The organism is Burkholderia plantarii (assembly GCF_001411805.1).
Taxonomy (GTDB): domain Bacteria; phylum Pseudomonadota; class Gammaproteobacteria; order Burkholderiales; family Burkholderiaceae; genus Burkholderia; species Burkholderia plantarii.
The window spans coordinates 1,285,937-1,302,682 of record NZ_CP007213.1; the positions used below are offsets into that span (position 1 = coordinate 1,285,937).

General features: G+C 71.0%; 15 protein-coding genes. 12 read left to right on the top strand and 3 right to left on the bottom strand.

The genetic code is table 11. The features are described 5' to 3' along the window. Window positions 1–140: 140 nt before the first annotated feature. From bpln_RS22800 to bpln_RS22810, 3 genes are all read left to right on the top strand, one after another. A complete protein-coding gene (locus tag bpln_RS22800) occupies window positions 141–536 on the top strand; it encodes an aggregation-promoting factor C-terminal-like domain-containing protein (RefSeq protein ID WP_042627533.1) in 396 nt (131 codons plus the stop codon). A gap of 5 nt (window positions 537–541) precedes the next feature. Beyond that, complete coding sequence (locus bpln_RS22805; protein ID WP_042627534.1) at window positions 542–1,054, top strand: hypothetical protein; 513 nt, start codon at window positions 542–544, stop codon at window positions 1,052–1,054. A gap of 93 nt (window positions 1,055–1,147) precedes the next feature. Then, on the top strand, window positions 1,148–1,492 hold the full coding sequence (locus bpln_RS22810; protein WP_055140083.1) for a hypothetical protein: 345 nt from the start codon (window positions 1,148–1,150) through the stop codon (window positions 1,490–1,492). A gap of 40 nt (window positions 1,493–1,532) precedes the next feature. Here bpln_RS22810 and bpln_RS35975 read toward each other — a convergent pair whose 3' ends face one another. After that, window positions 1,533–2,093 carry a hypothetical protein gene (locus tag bpln_RS35975; RefSeq protein WP_148654134.1) on the bottom strand — a complete coding sequence of 187 codons (561 nt, stop codon included), beginning with the start codon at window positions 2,091–2,093 and terminating at the stop codon, window positions 1,533–1,535. Window positions 2,094–2,465: 372 nt separating this feature from the next. Here bpln_RS35975 and bpln_RS22815 point away from each other — a divergent pair, with 372 nt between their 5' ends. Beyond that, window positions 2,466–3,689 carry an MFS transporter gene (locus bpln_RS22815; protein WP_055140084.1) on the top strand — a complete coding sequence of 408 codons (1,224 nt, stop codon included), beginning with the start codon at window positions 2,466–2,468 and terminating at the stop codon, window positions 3,687–3,689. 257 nt (window positions 3,690–3,946) lie between these two features. On the opposite strand, the gene bpln_RS22820 is transcribed toward bpln_RS22815, so the two are convergent. Beyond that, entirely contained in the window at window positions 3,947–4,966 is a 1,020-nt protein-coding gene (locus tag bpln_RS22820) for a LysR family transcriptional regulator (RefSeq protein WP_244131877.1), read from the bottom strand. 97 nt (window positions 4,967–5,063) lie between these two features. Between bpln_RS22820 and bpln_RS22825 the strand changes: the two genes are divergently transcribed. The 3 genes from bpln_RS22825 (at window position 5,064) to bpln_RS22835 (ending at window position 7,981) form a co-directional block, all read left to right on the top strand. Next, entirely contained in the window at window positions 5,064–6,377 is a 1,314-nt protein-coding gene (locus bpln_RS22825; protein WP_055140085.1) for an MFS transporter, read from the top strand. Window positions 6,378–6,433: 56 nt separating this feature from the next. Beyond that, window positions 6,434–7,366: a carbon-nitrogen hydrolase family protein gene (locus bpln_RS22830; protein ID WP_055140086.1), complete on the top strand. Its 933-nt coding sequence runs from the start codon at window positions 6,434–6,436 to the stop codon at window positions 7,364–7,366. Window positions 7,367–7,561: 195 nt separating this feature from the next. Continuing rightward, complete coding sequence (locus bpln_RS22835; RefSeq protein ID WP_042627539.1) at window positions 7,562–7,981, top strand: VOC family protein; 420 nt, start codon at window positions 7,562–7,564, stop codon at window positions 7,979–7,981. A 33-nt stretch (window positions 7,982–8,014) separates the two neighbouring features. Here the strand turns inward: bpln_RS22835 and bpln_RS22840 are convergent, their stop codons facing one another. Further along, a complete protein-coding gene (locus tag bpln_RS22840; RefSeq protein ID WP_042627540.1) occupies window positions 8,015–10,096 on the bottom strand; it encodes a putative bifunctional diguanylate cyclase/phosphodiesterase in 2,082 nt (693 codons plus the stop codon). A gap of 419 nt (window positions 10,097–10,515) precedes the next feature. Here bpln_RS22840 and bpln_RS35980 point away from each other — a divergent pair, with 419 nt between their 5' ends. The 5 genes from bpln_RS35980 (at window position 10,516) to bpln_RS22860 (ending at window position 16,030) form a co-directional block, all read left to right on the top strand. Continuing rightward, window positions 10,516–10,707, top strand: a complete 192-nt coding sequence (locus tag bpln_RS35980; protein WP_148654135.1) for a hypothetical protein — start codon at window positions 10,516–10,518, stop codon at window positions 10,705–10,707. A gap of 250 nt (window positions 10,708–10,957) precedes the next feature. After that, entirely contained in the window at window positions 10,958–13,156 is a 2,199-nt protein-coding gene (locus tag bpln_RS22845; protein ID WP_338025998.1) for a TonB-dependent receptor, read from the top strand. 11 nt (window positions 13,157–13,167) lie between these two features. Then, window positions 13,168–13,953, top strand: a complete 786-nt coding sequence (locus tag bpln_RS22850; RefSeq protein ID WP_055140087.1) for an ABC transporter ATP-binding protein — start codon at window positions 13,168–13,170, stop codon at window positions 13,951–13,953. A gap of 55 nt (window positions 13,954–14,008) precedes the next feature. Next, complete coding sequence (locus bpln_RS22855; protein WP_244131915.1) at window positions 14,009–14,962, top strand: ABC transporter substrate-binding protein; 954 nt, start codon at window positions 14,009–14,011, stop codon at window positions 14,960–14,962. 84 nt (window positions 14,963–15,046) lie between these two features. Next, window positions 15,047–16,030 carry a FecCD family ABC transporter permease gene (locus tag bpln_RS22860; RefSeq protein WP_055141184.1) on the top strand — a complete coding sequence of 328 codons (984 nt, stop codon included), beginning with the start codon at window positions 15,047–15,049 and terminating at the stop codon, window positions 16,028–16,030. The last annotated feature ends 716 nt before the right edge of the window (window positions 16,031–16,746 follow it).

Here is a 16,746-nt window from a genome sequence, read left to right on the forward strand (position 1 = left end):
ACCGAATTAATCTGAAGCGGAAATCGATTGCGCGCCTTGCGTTTACGCGCGTGGGCGCAGCGTTTATAGTCGCCGTCGGCTGACTCGGCGGCAATGGCAAGGCAATGCCGGCCGGCCATCATCGATAAAGGAAAATCACGATGACCGAATCCAGAAATACCCGTTCAGCACAACATTATCCGCGCCCGGCACCCATGCAGGGCTGGGTGGCAATCGACCCATCGGTGGTGCCGCCCGCGTCGCAGAAGGCGCTGCGCGATGCGATCGCACTCGAGAAGCAGCCGGCCACCGATTACAGCGACCTGTTGTGGATCATGGCCCAGCAATCGAGCGGGGTGGTCAACGCGCATCGTCCGGACTCGACCGCGCGCGGCCTGTTTCAACTGCTGCGCGCGCAATACGGATTGAATCCGAACGGCGAGAAATCATTCGGCATTGCGGTGGAGGAAGCGCAGGGCGGCTTGCGCTACATTTATGGCCGCTACCATTCGGCGTACCAGGCCAGGAAGTTCTGGGAAAGAAACCGCTGGTATTGAACGCGATGATTTCCTTTCGCTTCACGATCGCGTCGGGCGTGGTGTGGATCGTGCTGGCGGCCGGATTCGCTGGCGCGGCGGAGCCGGCGCGGGCCGCGAGGCCGGTGCCTGAATTCGACAACTTTCCGGTGGCGCAGGCCTGGCACGGCAACGTGGCGCCCACCGTGCTGCAATCGGAGCAGGATCACCGGTTCGCGGCGCGCCTGCGCGAGCTGAGCGGCAAGAAGCCGAACTTCGCCGGGCACTACGCGCTCAGTTCGTGGGGCTGCGGGGCCGCCTGCGTGATGGCGGTGGCCGTCGACGTGACGACGGGCGACACCGTCTGGCTGCCGTTCACGGTCTGCTGCTGGGACGCTGGCGTGCGCGAGCCGGTGGCGTACCGGCAAGACAGCAAGCTCGTGATCGTGCGCGGCAGCCGCGACGAAACCGGCAACGGCATCTACTATTATCTGTTCGACCAGCACCGCTTCACGCTGCTGCGCGGCGAGGAGCAGCCGGTGAAGAAGTCGGGCCACTGAACGTGGCGTGCCGCCGACGATTTCCGGGTTGTTTTTTCGGCATTCGTTCATACTTGACGCCGATGTTACGCATCACACCGAAGGCGATCCGCCATGACGAAACCTGAATTCAGCGACACCGCCAGCGCACGGCCGGACCTGCTGTGCTACCTGGTTGCGATTGCCGCCGCCTCGTATGCGCTGACGGAGGAGTGGCGCGTCGACCACGTGGTCGAATGCTGCCGCCGCTGGCTCGACAAGCAGCGCGTGACGATGGAGTGGCTCGACCGCGTGCGAATCGGCCAGCTCGCGCTGAAGATCGCGCGGCGCGACCTGCTGGGCGCCGGCATCGCCGTGCGCCTGTCGAGCGTGGCCGCGCTGTTTACGAGCGAGATGGAACTGAACGAGGCGTCCACGATGGTGCAGCGGATGATGGCGCTGTGTCAGGAAGCGCTCTGAGCGCTGCCGCCTCCCGTCGATTCCTCCCGCCGATCCCCGCTCAGGCTGTCCCCGGATCCCGAGTCCGGCGATCCCGCCCTCGAACCGCGGCGCACCGTAACGCCGCGAACTCCCGCAAGACATCGCCACACGGCACCACGCCGGCCGAACGCTTTTCGTTCGCCAGGATGGTGGCGGCGTTGCTCGCCGTGAATCCGCAGGCCGGCTGCCCGCGCCGCACGTCGAGGGCGGGGCGAGCGTGCTGACCGAACTGCCCGCGATCACGGCCTGTCTGGTGCGGCGTCACCCCGAGGCCGGCCTCGCGCCGGCCGGTCCGCTCGGCGAGGCGCGCTGCCGCGAATGGCGGTCGTGGCTCGCGGGCCGGGGCCGGACGCTGGCGCCCGCATCGCTTCATCGGTGAGCCGGATCGGCACGACGCGATCATGCGCGACGGCCGGCGCATCATCGGCGAACCGGCGCGCGCGATCGACACGAAGCTGGCGCCGGCAGCGGCTATTCGGTGGGCGATCGCTTCAGCGTCGCCGATCCGTATCTGCTCGCGATTCATCGTTGAGGCGTGCGGATCGGCATCGACATGGCCGGGCGCTATCCGGCTTCGCATGCGCCACGCGTTGCGGCTCGGCGCGCGTTCGAGCGCGAAGGGCGCACGCCGACGGGCGTGAAGCCGATGCCGGGGCGAGCGGCTGCCTTGAAAGCTGGCGGGCGGGACTGAAGAATGCGCGCGTCGAACGGGAACTGGTGCTGCTGCTGCCGACCCTCGGCGCGACCGGATGCTTCGGCCCGCTGATCATTGAACCCATGCGCCGGTTCGCCGGGAACGCCGAGCGCGGCACCCACTCGCGCGGCAGGCCGGATATCGATGCGCCGACACGCGCTGCGCGGGTTCATGCTAAAACGTCGCGAGCACGCATGAGTGGCGCGCGATCGTGAGCACTCGCGCGCCGTCCCGGCAATCTGGCGTTTTCCTTCCGGAGTGAACTTGACCTCATCCAACGCTTCCGGCGTGCCGTCGCGCGCCGGTCTCGCGCTGTTCGCGCTCGCGATCGGCGCGTTCGGCATCGGCACGACCGAGTTCGCCCCGATGGGGCTGCTGCCCGTGATCGCGAGTGGTCTGCACGTGACGATCCCGGCCGCCGGCTTGCTGGTGAGTGCCTATGCGATCGGCGTGATGGCCGGCGCGCCGCTGGTCACGCTCGCGCTCTCGTCCTGGCCGCGCCGCCTCGCGCTGATCGTGCTGATGGGGCTCTTCACGCTCGGCAACCTGATGTCGGCGCTGGCGCCCGGCTATGAGGTGCTGCTCGTCGCACGGGTGGTCACGAGCCTCGCCCACGGCGCGTTCTTCGGCCTCGGCGCGGTGGTGGCCGCGAGCCTGGCTCCGCCGCAGCGCGGCGCGAGCGCCGTGGCCACGGTGTTCGCGGGGCTGACGGTGGCGAACCTGTTCGGCGTGCCGGCCGCGGCCTGGCTCGGCACGCTGTTCGGCTGGCGGCCGCCGTTCGCCGCCACCGCCGTGCTGGGCCTGATCGCGATGCTGGCGCTGCGCGCCGCGCTGCCGGCCGGCGGCGCGCAGGCGCGGCCCGACCTGCGCCGCGAACTGGTGGTGCTGGTGCGCCCGGGCGTGCTGGTCGCGCTCGCCACCACCGTGCTCGGCGCGGCCGCCGCCTTCACGCTCTACACCTACGTCGCGCCCGCGCTTCAGACGCTGACGGGCGCCTCGCCCGCCTACGTGACGGCGATGCTGGTGCTGATCGGCGCGGGCTTCTGCATCGGCAACGCGGCGGGCGGCCGGCTCGCCGACCGCTCGCCCGACGGCTGCCTGGCCGCCGCGCTCGGCCTGCTGGTCGCGATGATGCTGGTGTTTCCGTGGCTCGCCGCCACCCACGGCGGCGCGGCGCTGGCCGTGTTCATGTGGGGCATCGCGGTGTTCGCGATGGTCTCGCCGCTGCAGATGCGCGTGATGCAGGCGGCCGCCGATGCGCCGGGGCTCGCCTCGTCGATGAACATCGGCGCGTTCAACGTCGGCAACGCGCTCGGCGCCGTGGCCGGCGGCGCGGTGATCTCGGGCGGCTTCGGCTACGCGGCCGTGCCGCGCGCCGGCGCGTCGATCGCCGCCGTGGGCCTCGCGCTCGTGATCGGAAGGATCGTGCTGCGCCGCCGTCGAGGCGCGCGTCTCGCGCGCGGCGGCCCGGCCGCGTCGTGAGCCTGAACCGATGGCCGTCGGCGTTGCGGTGCGTCCGCCGGCCGTCATGCCGGCGCGCCCGCATCGCCGGATGCGCCCGCCGCCCGATGCGGCTCGGACTGGCCCGGGCGCCACATCGGGCGTGCCCGCTTCCCGCGGCAGCCCGGACGGTCCGCTACGGAGCGCCGTCATGCCGGCGCGCTGGATCGACAGCGCCTGATGCTCCGCGTTCTCCCGAACGGCGTCTGGTGCGTCGATGATGAGGTCGGGAGGCGCCGTCACCGGCGCCGCGCCTTGACCTGTCCGCCGACGCGGCCGCGCGCGCGCGTGGCGCCGCGCGGGCCCGGCGCCGCCACCACGCGCGCGCCTTCGTATTGCAGCTCGCGCGTGGTGCCGACGATGAAGTTGCGCAGCCACGCGTTCTGCGCGTCCTCGTTGCGCGCGGCCTTCCAGATCATGAACACGCGAAACGCCGGCACGCTGATCGGCACCGGGCTCACGGTGAGCCGCGCGATGCGCGCGTAGGCATGCGCCGCGAAGCTCGGCAGCGTCGCGATCGCGTCGCTGTAGACGAGCGCCGCGAGCGCGCCCGAGAAATGCGTGAACGAGGCCGACACCTTGCGCGGAATCCCCTCGTTGTCGAGCAGGTCGTCCACGAAGCCGCGCCGCCCGTCATACGACACGCGCACGTGCGGATGCGAGAGGTACTCGTCGCGCGTGATCGGGCTCTTGAGGTTGAGCCGCGCGCCGTCGTAGAGGCACGAGTACGACGACGAGAACAGGATCTGCGACGAGTAATGCGAGCTGAACGCCTTCGGCTCGGAGCAGAGCGCGAGGTCCATCTCCGGATCGGCCAGCGCCGTCTTCCAGAGCGAGCTGTTCGATTGATGGAACGCGAAGCCCACCGACAGCCCGCGTGCCCGCGCCTCGTTGACGAGCAGCGGCGACACGCAGCTCTCGATGTCGTCGGACAGCGCGATGTTGAACACGCGCCCCGAGGTCTCGGCGGCGAACTGCGTGTTGCCGTCGAGCATGGTCGCGATCGCGGCCAGCGCCTCGGTGACCTTCGGCGCGAGTTCGAGCGCGCGCCGCGTCGGCACCATGCCGCCCGCGCCGCGCACGAACAGCGCGTCGTCGAAGTGCTCGCGCAGGCGCTTCAGCGACGAGCTGACGGCCCCCTGCGTGAGGTTCAGGATCTCGGCGGTGCGCGTCACGCTGCGCTCGCCCATCACGCACTGGAACACGACGAGCAGGTTCAGGTCCATCCGGCTGATATTAGCCACATTGATGATGGTCATTTTTATCAATCGTTTGATTAAATCCAGGCCTCATTTTTACACTGAGCCCGTCACGTTTCGCAACCGCGCGTGCCTCTCCTCTCACTCGGGCAATCGTATGAACATCGCTACCGCCACGCACGACGAAGCGTCCCCGGCCACCCGCATCGACCTGCGCAAGCGCTCGCTCGCGGTCGGCATCGGCAACTTCATGGAATGGTTCGATTTCGCGATCTACGGCTACTTCGCCACGATCATCGGCCGGACCTTCTTCCCGTCGGCGGTGCCCGGCATCTCGCTGCTGTCGGCGCTGGCCGTGTTCGCGGCGGGCTTTCTCGCGCGCCCGGTCGGCGCGCTCGTGCTCGGCCCGATCGGCGACCGGCTCGGGCGCCGCGCGGTGCTGATCGTGACGGTGTTCGGGATGGGCGTGTCGACCACGCTGATCGGCCTGCTGCCCGGCTACGCCACGCTCGGCCTCGCCGCGCCGGCGCTGCTGGTGGCGCTGCGCTTCCTGCAGGGGATGATGGTGGGCGGCGAGTGGTCGAGCGCCGGCATCTACATCGTCGAGAGCGCGCCGCGCAACCGCCGCGCGCTGGCCGCGAGCGTGATCACCGGCACGGCGGGCGCGGCGTTCCTGATCGGCACCTGCCTTGCCGCGCTGCTGTCGATGCTGCTGTCGGAAGCGGACCTCGCGGCGTGGGGCTGGCGGCTGCCGTTCGTCGCCTCGATCTTCATGACGATGGTGGCGCTCTACATCCGCCGCCGGCTCGGCGACACGCCGGTCTACGAAGCGGTGCGCCGCAGGCGCGCCGGCGGCGGCGTCGAGGCGGTGCCGCGCGGCGAGCGCGTGCGCGCGATGGTGACCACCTGCGCGTTCTCGGCGCTGTTCGGCGTGTCGCTCTACTACTTCATCACCTACGCGAACAACCACCTGACGCAGACGGTGGGCCTGACCAAGACGGCCTCGCTCTGGCTCTGCAGTCTCGCGCTGGTGCTCTATACGCTGTTCCAGCCGCTGGTGGGGCGCCTGAGCGACCGCGTCGGCCGGCGCCCGCTGGTGCTGGCCTCCGCGCTCGGCCTCGCGCTGCTCGCCTATCCGGTGTTCCTGCTGCTCAACACCGGCAACGAGTGGCTGATCCTGCTCGGCCTGGTGGTGCTGGCCGCGCTGGTGGCGGTCACGGCCGTGATGGACGTGGTGCTGCTGGTGGAAGTGTTCCCGGCCTCGATCCGTTCGAGCAGCGCCGCGATCGGCCACAACCTCGCGCTCGCAGTGCTGGCCGGCCCCGGCCCGTTCATCGCGGCCGCGCTGATCCGCTGGACCCGCGATCCGAACATTCCCGCGTGGTATCTGGCGGGCATCTCGCTGATCTGCTTCGTCATCCTGTTCTTCACGCTGCCGGAGACGAAGGAACGGGACATCACGAACGGCTGACGCCGCGTGCCGGTCCCATCACCTCAACCGTCAATCACTCATTCCCTGGAGTCGCCATGTTCAAAGCCGCCGTGGTACAGGCCGCGTCCGTGCCGTTCGAACCGATGAAGGCCGCCGCGAAGGCCGCCGGGCTGATCCGCGAGGCCGCGCGCGAGGGCGCGTCGCTGGCCGTGTTCCCCGAGGCGTTCCTCGGCGGTTATCCGAAGGGCGCCTCGTTCGGCACGCTGGTCGGCAAGCGCACCGACGGCGGGCGCGCCCATTTCCGGCACTACTTCAACGGCGCCGTGACGCTCGACGGCCCGGAGCTGGCGCTGCTCGCCGAGGTGTCGACCGAGACCGGCGTCCACGTCGTGATCGGCGTGATCGAGCGGCTGGGCCGCACGCTCTACTGCACGGCGGTGACGCTCTCGCCCGGCAAGGGCGTGGCGGGCCACCACCGCAAGCTGATGCCGACCGGCCAGGAGCGCATCATCTGGGGCTTCGGCGACGGCTCGACGATCGCGCCGGTGGACACGCCGCTCGGGCGCGTGGGCTCGGTGATCTGCTGGGAGAACTACATGCCCGCGCTGCGTCAGGCGATGTTCGCGCAGGGCACCGAGATCTACTGCGCGCCGACCGCCGACGATCGCGCCACCTGGGCACCGTCGATGATCCACATCGCGCTGGAGGGCCGCGTCCACGTGCTGAGCGCGTGTCAGGCGATCCGCCTCGACGCGTATCCGGCGTTCTTCCGCGACGACTTCCATCTGGAGGCGGGCGAGGCCGACTACATCATGCGCGGCGGCAGCATGATCGTCGATCCGCTCGGCAAGGTGCTGGCCGGCCCGGTGTTCGACACCGAGACGATCCTCTACGCCGAAATCGACACGGCCGTGGGCCACGCGAGCAACCTCGACTTCGACGTGGTCGGCCATTACTCGCGGCCCGACGTATTCCACCTCGGTGTCAACACGGCGCCGATGCCGCCGGTCACGCTGTCGGCGGAGTGAACGGAGCGCGCCGGTGCGTTCGGGTGGTCACGGGTTCGTCATGAGGGCAGGGAACATGGCTCGCGTCGAATCCGGACGCGTGGCATCGCGATGAACACGAGGCCCGACGACACGATCGGCGCGGCCATCATATAGTTGTCGTCCGGGCCTGCCGGCTTTCCCCGATTGTTTACGACTTTGAAAGGAACCCAAGCGATGTCAGAGATCGCATTGACCCGCGGAATCGATCATCTCGGCCTGACCGTGCGCGACCTGTCCGAGACCCGCGCGTTCTTCGAAACCTGCCTGGGCTGGAAACTGCTCGGCGAGCGGCCCGAATATCCGGCCGCGTTCGTGTCGGACGGCCACGTCACGCTCACGCTCTGGCAGGTGAAGGATCCCGAGGTGGTCGAGTTCGACCGCAAGCGCAACATCGGCCTGCATCACCTGGCGCTGCGCGTGGCCAGCGAGGCGGCGCTGAACACGCTGTACGAGCGCGTGGCCGCATGGCCGGGCGTGCGCGTCGAGTTCGCGCCCGAGCCGCTGGGCAAGGGCACCAAGCGCCACACGATGATCTACGAGCCGGGCGGCATCCGCATCGAGTTCGATTACGACACGGCCGCCAAGGCCGGTTGAACCGCGCCGGCCGGGCACGCCGGCCGGACGCGCTCAGGCCAGCGCCTCGTCCGAGCCCGAACGTTCGCGCACGAGCCGCGCGAACGCGTCGGCCTCGAGCGGCTGGCCGAGCAGGAAGCCCTGCATCTCGTCGCAGCGCAGCGTCTCCAGCTTGTCGCGCTGCGTGACGGTCTCCACGCCCTCGGCCACCACGTCCATGTCGAGCGAATGCGCGAGCGCGATGATCGCCGAGACGATCGCGGCGCCTTCCTTGCCGTGGCGGTCGAGCCCGCTCGTGAAGAAGCGGTCGATCTTCAGCTGCTTGACGCGAAAGCGCTGCAGGTAGGCGAGGCTCGAATACCCGGTGCCGAAATCGTCGATCGCGATCTCGAAGCCGCTCTGCTGGAAATCGCGGATCGCGACGATGGTACGCTCGGCGTCCTGCATCGCCATCGTCTCGGTGATCTCGAAGATGATCTGCTGCGGCGCGACCTGTTCCCGCCTGACGATCTCGAGCATCGCCGCGGCCAGTTCCGGCTGCGCGAGCTGGCGCGTGGAGAGGTTGACGGCCACCTTCAGCGGCGGCAGCCCCGCCTGCATCCATTCGCGGATGTGCCGGCAGGTCTCGCGCACCACCCAGTAGCCGATCGCCACGATCTGCCCCGAGCGTTCGGCGATCGGGATGAAGTCGAGCGGCGCGAGCGCGCCGAGCTTCGGGTGGTGCAGCCGGATCAGCGCCTCGGCGCCGGTCAGCGCGCGCGTGTCGCTGCGGAATTTGGGCTGGAAGTGCAGCGAGAAATAGCCGTTGGCGAGCGCCTCGTGCAGCGCCTGCTGGATCTGTAGCGTGCGCAGCGCGGCGTCGTTCATGCCCACTTCGAAGAAGCGGTAGGTGCCGCGCCCGCCGCGCTTGGCCTCGTACATCGCCGCGTCGGCGTGCTTGAGCAGCGTGTCGACGGTCTCGCCGTCGCGCGGGTAGAGCGCGATGCCGATGCTCGGCGTGACCTGCAGCGGCTCGTCCACGCTCCAGGCGCCGTCGCGGGTGCGCTCCAGCACCGTCTCGGCGATCACGCGCGCCTCCGGCGCCGAGCCGATCCGCTCGGCCAGCACCACGAACTCGTCGCCGCCGAGCCGCGCCACCGTATCGAACGAACGCACGCAGCCGCGCAGCCGTTGCGAGAACGTGACGAGCACCTGGTCGCCGATCGAGTGGCCGAGCGAATCGTTGATCGCCTTGAAGCCGTCGAGATCCATGAACAGCACGGCGAAGCCGGTGTTGCGGCGCCGCGCGTCGTCGATCGCCTCGACCATGCGGCTGGTCAGCGTGCTGCGGTTGGGCAGGCCCGTCAGCGTGTCGAGCGTGGCGAGCCGCACGATCTCGCCGTTCAGGTTGGTCACCGCGTGGGCGAGCCGGCTGTTGCGCGCGTCGATGCGCGAGAGCAGCAGCGTGACGATCAGGATCACGAACGTGAACAGCGCGACGGTGGTGGCGAGCCACGCCGAATTGATGCCGGATGCCGCGCCGCAGATGCTGCCGGGCAGGAACATCGCCGCGGCCATGCCCGAGTAGTGCATGCCGCTGATGCCGGCGGCCATCACCAGCGCCGCGCCCGCGCGGGCGCGCACCACCGCGTGCCGGCTCTCGCTGCGCAGCCGCCGCGCGATCGCGAGCGCCGCCATCGAAGCCCCGATCGCGATCACGATCGACGCCGCGAACCAGCCCGGCCGGTAGTCGATGCCGGGCGCCATGCGCATCGCCGCCATCCCGGTGTAGTGCATGCCGGCCACGCCGAGCCCCATCAGCGTGCCGCTCACCGCGAGATGGGCGAAGCTGGCGCGCCGGCGCGTGGTGACGAACAGCGCGAGATACGACACCACGATCGCGAGCGCGAGCGAGTAGCCGGTCTCGACGAGATCGTAGCCGAGCGGGATCGGCAGCGTGAACGCGAGCATCGCGATGAAGTGCATCGACCAGATGCCGGTGCCCATCGCGACGGCGCCGCCGGCGAGCCACGTGTGGCGCTGCAGCGAACGGCCGAGCAGCGCGATGCGGCCGGTCAGGTCGAGCGCGGTGTAGGAAGCGAGCGTCGCCACCACGAACGACACCACCACCAGGAAGAAATTGTACGAGCCGTGCATGTCGAAAAATCGGGAGCAGGAGCGTGCGCGGGTTGGCGGCACGCGGCCGCCCCATCCGCAACGAAACACGAGGGGCGATTCGAAATAAACGGGGCAGGAACGACGACCGGAGCGCGTTGCCCCGGGGGTTCCGCATCATAGCGCCGCCCGGGGTCAATGCGGTGCCAATCGGGTCGCGATCGGCCGTCGTGGGGCCGATACGACAGTCTCGTCCCGCGATTGCCGGACGGCAATTGTTGCGGTTCCCGGCAATTTTCACGATAGAATTGTCGCCGCCAAGCTCGGAAGCGGGTGAAAATCCCGCGCGGTCGCGCCACTGTGACCGGTTTCGCCGTCGTTCGACGGCCGCGCCGGAAGTCAGACCTGGGTTCGGTTCCCTCATTCGCCAAACGGGGCGCGAAACCCCAGGAGATCTCCGCGTGACTGATTCCGTCCGATTCCGGGACGCCGGCCGCCTGCGCGCGCGCCGTGCCGTCGCCTGCCTTGCCTTGATTGCCTCAATTGGCTCGATCGCGCCGCGCGCCTGCCGCGCCGTGGTCGAGCGCGTCGATTGCCTCGTGGATTCGATCGTGCCGTTTTCGCGTCCTGCCGGGTCCGGCGTTTCCGCCTGAACCGCGCGCGCCCGGGCGCCTTGCCCGCGGGCCGGGCGGCTGTCGGCGCGATGTCGGCGCGAGGCGTGGCCCGGCCGTTGCCTGAGCCGCCGCTCGCGTCGGTTGCGCCGGCCGAGTCGGACGCGACGGCTGCCGCCCGCGATACGCCACCCATCTTCGCCACCCGCATTCGCCCCACGAGATGACCCACCGCTCGAACTGCCTTCGCCCGCGCGCCGCGCGTCCCGTGCGTCGCCGCGCCTGCGCGGGCATGGTCGCCGTCGCCTCGCTGCTCGGCGCGCCGCGCGTCGTGCCGGCCGCCGACGTCGCGTCGCCCGATTCCGCCGCCGCTGCCGGCGCCGCCGGGCCGCCCTCCACGGCCGCCGGGCCGGCATCGGGCGCGAGCGGCACGGCCACCGCGCTGCCGGCCATCGCGATCGGCGCCACGCGCGCGAGCGGCGCGGCCGGCGCCGCCGACCTGAGCGCGCCGGTCGCCACCGGCAGCCGGCTCGGGCTGTCGAGCCTCGACACGCCGGCCAGCGTCGAGACGCTCGACGGCGAGCGCGTGCGCGAACGCGGCGACACCACCGTCACGCAGGCCGTCACGCGCGCGGCCGGCTTCGCGGCCGACGCGGCGCCGGGCAACGGCGGCACGGCGGTGTCGGTGCGCGGCTTCAGCGGCCCCGAGTCGATCACCACGCTCTACGACGGCACGCGCATGCTGGTGGGCGCCGGCACCGTGACGTTCCCGGCCGACACCTGGTCGGCCGAGCGCATCGAGGTGCTGCGCGGGCCGGCCTCGGTGCTGTACGGCGAGGGCGGGCTGGGCGGCGTGATCAACGTGGTGCCGAAGGCGCCGCGGCGCGAGCGCTCGACCACGCTGCTGGTGGGCGCCGGCGCCTATGGCGGGAAGCGCGTCGCGCTCGACGCCACCGGCGCGCTCGGGCCGATGCTGTCGTATCGCTTCTACGTGAACGACGACCGCCAGAACGGCTGGGTGCCGCGCGGCGAGTCGCACATGACCTCGGTGGGCGGCGCGCTGAAGCTCGACGTGAACCCGTCGCTGTCGTTCACGCTCGACTACGATTTCGCGCGCCAGAAGCCGATGACCTACTTCGGCGTGCCGGTCGCGGACGGCGTGCTCGACGCCGCGCTCGCGCGGCAGAACTACAACGTCGGCAACGCGTCGATCGCCTACTACGACCGCTGGGCGCGCCTGGACGCGACCTGGCGCGCGACGCCCGGCATCACGGTGCGCAACCAGCTCCACGCGATGCTGACCGACCGCCACTGGCACGACTCGGAAAGCTACGCGCTGCAGGGCGACGGCAGCGTGCTGCGCAGCGACTACATCGAGATCCTGCATCACGAGCGGCAGCTGGGCGACCGGCTCGACACCACCTTCGACGGCCGTCTGCTGGGCCGCCAGAACCGGCTCGTGGTGGGCGCCGAGTTCAACGACGTGAGCTTCGTCGACACCAGCAACTCGCCGTTCGGCGGCCAGTCGGTGGTGCCCGCGTCCGGCTTCGATCCGGGCGTGTTCTCGAGCCCCGATCCGACCGTGCCGGTGTTCCGCACGCATACGCACCAGGCCGGCGTGTTCGCCGAGGACCGCATCGAGCTGACCCGCCGGCTGTCGTGGATCTCGGGCCTGCGCTACGACCACATCGACTATCACCGCGACACCTTCGCGACGCCGACGGCCGGCGCCGCGTCGTTCGACAAGACCTTCGCGCACACCAGCTGGCGCACCGGCCTGGTGTTCTCGCTGACGCCCGACGTGTCGCTGTACGGCCAGACCACCACCGGCACCGACGGCGTCGGCTCGCTGATCACGCTGTCGAAGTCGAGCAGCGCGTTCACGCTGTCCACCGGCGACCAGTGGGAGGCCGGCATGAAGCAGGCGTTCGCGGGCGGGCGCGGTTCGTGGACGCTCGCGTTCTACCAGATCGTCAAGCGCAACCTGCTCACCACCGATCCGCAGCATCCGGACCGGACCATCCAGGTCGGCCGGCAATCCTCGCGCGGCGTCGAGTGGACCGGCGCGCTGCGGCTCGGCGGCGGCTGGTCGATCGACGCCAACGCGGCGTTGCTGCGCGCGCGCTACGATTCGTTCGACGAGTCGGTGGGCGGCGTGAGCGTCTCGCGCAACGGCAACGTGCCGATCAACATTCCGCAGCGGACCGCGAACCTGTGGGTGGACTGGGCGTTCGCGCCGGGCTGGCGCGCGGGCGCCGGGCTGCGCTACGTGGGCTCGACCTACGGCGACACCGCCAACACGGTGCGGATCCCGTCGTATGCGCTGGTCGACGCGTCGGCCTCGTGGCGCGCCTCGAAGAACCTGACGCTGTCGCTGTACCTGCACAACCTGACCAACCGCATCTACACGGAAACCAGCCAGAACGACGGCGGCGAGTGGCTGCTCGGCGCGCCGCGCTCGGGCGGCGTGAGCGCCGCCATCACGTTCTGAGCCCCCCCGCGATGAGCCGCCTGCAGATCACCAAACTCGACTGGCGCCCCGCCGGGCGCCGCGCCCGCGCGCTGTTGCGGCGCGTGACGCTGGACGCGCGGCCGGGCGAGCTGGTCGGCCTGATCGGGCCGAACGGCAGCGGCAAGACCAGCCTGCTGCGCTGCGCGTTTCGCTACGAGCGCCCGCACGGCGGCACGATCGGTGTCGGCGGCGACGACCTCTGGCGGCTCCCGCCGCGCCTCGCCGCGCAGCGCGTGGCGGTGGTGCTGCAGGACCCGCCCGACGAGTTCGGCCTGACGGTCGCGCAGATGGTGGCGATGGGGCATACGCCGCACAAGCGCATGCTCGACGGCGACACCGCCGAGGATCTCGCGCGCGTGGCGCGGGCGCTTGCGGAAGTCGGGCTCGCCGGGCTCGGCGAGCGGCCGTTCGCGACGCTTTCGGGCGGCGAGCGGCAGCGCGCGCTGCTGGCGCGCGCGCTGGTGCAGCGGCCCGAGGTGCTGATGCTCGACGAGCCCACCAACCATCTCGATCCACGCCATCAGCTCGCGCTGCTCGCGCTGGTCCGGCGCCTGCGCATCACCACGCTCGCGACGATCCACGACCTGAATCTCGCCGCCGCGTTCTGCGCGCGGCTGTTCGTGCTGGCCGGCGGCGAGATCGTGGCGAGCGGCACGCCGCACGAGGTGCTGACCGCGCCGCTCCTGCAATCCGTTTATGGCGTGGAGGCGATCGTCGACCGGCATCCGGCCGGCGGCTATCCGCGCGTCACGCTGCTCGTCGACGAGGAACCCTGAGCCCATGAAGCCACGCATCCCGCCGCGAATCCTGTCCGGCCTGCCCGGCCTTGCCATGATCATGAGCATGGCCATGCCCGCCTTGGCGGCCGGCCATTACGCGGTCACGATCCACAGCTGCAACCGCAGCGTCAGGTTCGAGCGCGCGCCGGCGCACGCGGTCAGCAACGACGTGAACCTGACCGGGATGATGCTCGCGCTCGGCCTGCGCGAGCGGATGGCCGGCTACACCGGCATCGGCGGCTGGAAGACCGCCACGCCCGCGTTGCGCGCGCAACTGGCCGGGCTGCCCGAGCTGGCGCGCCGGTATCCGGCGCTCGAGACGCTGGTGGCGGCCGGCGCCGATCTCTACGTGGCCGGCTGGAACTACGGCATGCGCGTGGGCGGTCCCGTCACGCCCGAGTCGCTCGCGCGCTTCGGCATCGCGTCCTACGAGCTGACGGAGTCGTGTTCGCAGGTGATGCCGCGCCCGGCCGCGTCGTTCGACGACGTCTACGCCGACCTGCGCAACCTCGGCGCGATCTTCGACGTGGCGCCGCGCGCCGAACGGCAGATCGCCGCGATGCGCGCGCGCCTCGACGCGGTGGCGCGTGCGCTCGGGCCGCGCGCCGCGCCGGTGCGGACCTTCGTCTACGACAGCGGCGGCGACAAGCCGTTTACGGCCGGCCGGCTCGCGATGCCGACCGCGCTGATCCGCGCCGCGGGCGGCGTCAACGTGATGGACGACCTCGCGCAGAGCTGGGCCGCGGTGGGCTGGGAGAGCGTGGTGGCGCGCAATCCGCAGGCGATCGTGATCGTCGATTACGGCGCCGAGACGGCCGAGCAGAAGATCCGCCATCTGACCGGCAACCCGGCGCTGGCCACGATCGACGCGATCCGCGCGCGGCGCTTCGTGGTGATCCCCTATGACGCCGCCACGCCCGGCGTGCGCAACGCCGAAGCGGTCGAGGCCATCGCGCGCGCGCTGCATCCGGACGCGTTCGCGGCGCGGCCGGACGGGGCGCGATAGATGCGGCGCGCGCGACGCGCCGAAGGCGGCGAGCGGAGCGAGGCGCGGCCGGCCGTGCCGTCTCCGGCGCGCCGCCGGCGTGCCATGGCGATCGGCCTGCTGCTGCTCGTCGCGTCGATGCTCGTCGCGACCGGCCTCGGCCCGGTGGCGATCGCGCCGGCCACCGTGGCGCGCGTGCTGGCCGCGCATCTGGCCGGCCACGCGGCGGCCGGCGTCGCGCCTGGGCTCGATACGATCGTCTGGCTGATCCGCTTGCCGCGCGTGCTGCTCGGCGCGCTGGTGGGCGCTGCACTGGCGATGGTGGGCGTCGCGCTGCAGGCGGCCACCGGCCACCGGATGGTCGATCCGCACCTGCTCGGCGTCAGCTCGGGCGCCTCGCTCGGCGCGGTGGTGGCCACCGTCTGGTTCGGCGCCGCGTTCGGCTGGCTCACGCTGTCAGGGTTCGCGTTCGCCGGCGCGCTCGGCGCCACCGCGCTCGTGATCGCGCTTGGCGCGCGTGCCGGGCGGCTCGATTCGTCGCGGCTGCTGCTGTCGGGCGTGGCCGTCTCGTTCGCGCTGATGGCGCTCACGAACCTGCTGATCTATCTCGGCGATCCGCGCGCGGCGCAGTCGGTGCTGTTCTGGATGCTGGGCGGCCTCGGCCTCGCGCGCTGGAGCCTGCTCGGCGCGCCGGCGGTCTGCCTCGTCGCGGGCGGGCTGCTGCTGTTCGGCCGGCGCCGCGAACTGAACGCGCTGACGAGCGGCGACGTGGCCGCGGCGGCGCTCGGCGTGGACGTGTCGGCGCGGCGCCGCGAGCTGTTCGTGGTCGGCTCGCTGCTGACGGCCGCCTGTGTCGCCGTGAGCGGCGCGATCGGCTTCGTCGGCCTGGTGGTGCCGCATGTGTGCCGGCGCCTGTTCGGCGCCGAGCACGGCCGACTGCTGCCGCTCGCGGCGCTCGGCGGCGCGCTCGCGCTGGTCTGGGCCGACGTGCTCGCGCGCACGCTGATCGCGCCCGACGACCTGCCGATCGGCGTGATCACCGCGCTGATCGGCGGGGCGCTGCTGGTGGGGCTGGTGCGGCGCGGCTAGGGCAGGGACCGCGCGACAACCGCACGAGAAGCACGCGCCCGATCCTCGCGCTTCCATCCGGCGAGGCACGTTTTCACCGACCCGGATTCGATGGATTGCCACCGGTTCATCCAGCCTCGATTGCGTGAATCACGGTCATTCATCGTCATGCCATGCTGTCGTGCGCGCTGCCTGGATCAATGCGCATGCAGGATGGGTTGGCATTGATTCCGGATTCGCGCCAAACGCACGTTCCCTGATTGCCGACCCTGCATTAACTGACCCTGCATTAACCGGCCCGGCATTGCCGTGCCGCCGGCGGCGCATGCTCGCGCACGGCGCCGGAGCCCTGCCGGCGGGGATTTTCCCTTCGACGACTGTCCGGACGTCCATCAGCCGTGGCAGCCGCTTCGAACGCGGCGACGGCTGGTCTCGCCTGATCGACGCGCTGTCGCGCCGGTTCGAATCGAAGGCGCGGCCCGGTGCCGGGCGCGATCGAGGTGAGCGGCTCGGCAGCCCGTGGTTCCGCGCGCGCGGCGACGTGACCGACGCGGCGGACCGCCGGCTCGCCGCGGCCGGTCGCGCCGGCCGGCGAACCGGCGAGCGATGCGGCACCGCGACGGCCGCATGCCCGCGCGGTGCCCGGCCCGCGCGACGGCGCAGCATGACGTGCCGGCATGACGGCGTCGTTGATCGCCGCGCGCACCCTACAATGTCGACACGGGCTCCCGCGGCGT

Coding starts and splice junctions, on each gene's coding strand:
- bpln_RS22800 (WP_042627533.1), top strand. CDS start 141: ATGACCGAATCCAGAAATACCCGTTCAGCACAACATTATCCGCGCCCG.
- bpln_RS22805 (WP_042627534.1), top strand. CDS start 542: ATGATTTCCTTTCGCTTCACGATCGCGTCGGGCGTGGTGTGGATCGTG.
- bpln_RS22810 (WP_055140083.1), top strand. CDS start 1,148: ATGACGAAACCTGAATTCAGCGACACCGCCAGCGCACGGCCGGACCTG.
- bpln_RS35975 (WP_148654134.1), bottom strand. CDS start 2,093: ATGCGAAGCCGGATAGCGCCCGGCCATGTCGATGCCGATCCGCACGCC.
- bpln_RS22820 (WP_244131877.1), bottom strand. CDS start 4,966: ATGACCATCATCAATGTGGCTAATATCAGCCGGATGGACCTGAACCTG.
- bpln_RS22825 (WP_055140085.1), top strand. CDS start 5,064: ATGAACATCGCTACCGCCACGCACGACGAAGCGTCCCCGGCCACCCGC.
- bpln_RS22830 (WP_055140086.1), top strand. CDS start 6,434: ATGTTCAAAGCCGCCGTGGTACAGGCCGCGTCCGTGCCGTTCGAACCG.
- bpln_RS22835 (WP_042627539.1), top strand. CDS start 7,562: ATGTCAGAGATCGCATTGACCCGCGGAATCGATCATCTCGGCCTGACC.
- bpln_RS22840 (WP_042627540.1), bottom strand. CDS start 10,096: ATGCACGGCTCGTACAATTTCTTCCTGGTGGTGGTGTCGTTCGTGGTG.
- bpln_RS22845 (WP_338025998.1), top strand. CDS start 10,958: ATGGTCGCCGTCGCCTCGCTGCTCGGCGCGCCGCGCGTCGTGCCGGCC.
- bpln_RS22850 (WP_055140087.1), top strand. CDS start 13,168: ATGAGCCGCCTGCAGATCACCAAACTCGACTGGCGCCCCGCCGGGCGC.
- bpln_RS22855 (WP_244131915.1), top strand. CDS start 14,009: ATGATCATGAGCATGGCCATGCCCGCCTTGGCGGCCGGCCATTACGCG.
- bpln_RS22860 (WP_055141184.1), top strand. CDS start 15,047: ATGGCGATCGGCCTGCTGCTGCTCGTCGCGTCGATGCTCGTCGCGACC.